1 protein-coding gene is annotated in these 1828 nt (G+C 58.8%); it reads right to left on the reverse strand.

What is annotated here, in order from left to right:
• Positions 1 to 580: 580 nt before the first annotated feature.
• Positions 581 to 1033, reverse strand: coding sequence for a hypothetical protein (locus tag PQR54_RS38795; protein WP_408255424.1), 453 nt, complete (start codon positions 1031 to 1033; stop codon positions 581 to 583).
• Between the last annotated feature and the right edge of the window lie 795 nt (positions 1034 to 1828).

A 1828-nucleotide genomic window follows, 5' to 3' on the forward strand; every position in this document is an offset into this window, starting at 1 on the left:
CGCCGCAAAGAGAAGTAGGCAAGAGAAAGCGGCTCAAACCGTTAACTCTTAAGCGGGTCCCCCGCGCAGTTGCGGTAGTGGTGCATCTGGAATCTGTGTTCTCGCACATTCCGCGTTTGTGACAAGGCCATCATACTTCCCGACTTACGCTCCGCGTTCGCCGGAACGGTCTGCCTTAAACCGCAGGGTCGCGCGTGCGGGGCGAGAACCATCCGCTCCGCCTCCCGAAATGCCGCTACAGACTTCTGGCTTTGTAAGCGCATTCGCGTCTGCTGGCGCCAGCGCTCGAAACGCAACCATCACCAAATAACACAGCACTCACTTCGAGTCGCGTCCCGGTATCCTCGTAACACCAAGGTGCAAGGATGGCGCCTTCGTGTCGTGCCGCCTTTGTCATATCTCGCCATGCCCTTGCCATGCTGCGCTGTGTCCTACCGTGCCGTATCTTGTCGTGCCGTGCCGTGCCGTGCCGTGCCGTGCCGTGCCGTGCCGTGCCGTGCCGTGCCGTGCCGTGCCGTGCCGTGCCGTGCCGTGCCGTGCCGTGCCGTGCCGTGCCGTGCCGTGCCGTGCAGAGACTACATCAATGTGCCGGCGCAATTGATCGTGCGGTCGTCTTGAAGCGGAATGGTCGTTTTTGCGCCACCCTCGTTGCTCCGATACGTTCACGGTCCTCTGAGACCGTTCGCACGGAATTCGCAAGGAGGTCCGACGCGTGGCGCGCCGTGAGCCGGCTTTGCGGGATTCCCTTCGCATCAAGCGCGATGATCTGGTACAACTCGTGGTCAATCTCCGCTTCGCGCTGGTAGTCCTCGCTAGTGTCGAGCAGCAACTCCAGTAATTTTCTCTGTCGATGTCTCTCCTCTCTCGTAACGGCCGGATTCCTAACTATCGATGCCGTAAGCGTGACCAGTTTGTCTAGTTGAGTCAGCTGCCGTTCAATCAGTCCGAAAGCCGACAGCGCGAGTTTCTCGTATTGAAGTGCGTCAACGGGTGCGCGCGACGTGGTTCGTGAATGCTTGGCGGATCTACTCATGGCGCGATCTCCCTGAAACTTATCTGGATCGCTCAACACGCGCGTGCGCAGTGGTGAGCGGGCACAAGACGGGATTCGCAGACCGGCAGATAGAACCAAGAACCGGCGAGCCGTTAGGCTCCCCCGCCAAGGCCCGCCCGTTGTGATCAGACGTGCAAAGGCAGCCGCGCACTTGCTCGTGCAAGCATGCGTGTTCTATCTCATGCAGGCTGCGAAACCTGTTTGTCGTGAAGTACACGACAGGGCAAGTTTAAACATGTCGTTCGACGATTGATCACCCGAATAAGCTAAAACGCGCCCACCGGAATCAATTCCGAAACTTCCCAAACGACGGCCAGAATGCAGGACTACAGCGCGAAAGAAACTTCCGAGAAAATCCGCTGAACAGGATTGAAGTACACGACTATTAGCGAGCCTGCAGGCCGTTGACAGAGTGCGACATCGCGCAACGCGCGTGGGGCGCTGTGAAAACTGACGCCGCCATTTCTTGCGCCGACGACACATCTCGGTGCGCGAGATCCGTCTGCTGACTAAGACGCTGTCAAAGCCACTGTGTAAGCAAGCGTCATCGCCGAGGCGAAGCCGACGGCCCCACCGCCCCCAGAACAATCCAAAGGTTTAAAGCGGACCGTTCCGGCGAGCGCGGAGCGCGAGGCGGGAAGTATGAGCGCCTTGTCACAAGCGGAAAATGCGCGAGAAAACAGATTCCAGATGCACCACTATCGCGACTGTGCGAGGGACCCACTTATGCGCTAGCGGTGTGAAGCGGCTTTCTTTGCCTACTTTCTTTGCCGC

This window comes from Paraburkholderia phytofirmans (assembly GCF_046028095.1).
Lineage (GTDB): Bacteria > Pseudomonadota > Gammaproteobacteria > Burkholderiales > Burkholderiaceae > Paraburkholderia > Paraburkholderia phytofirmans_A.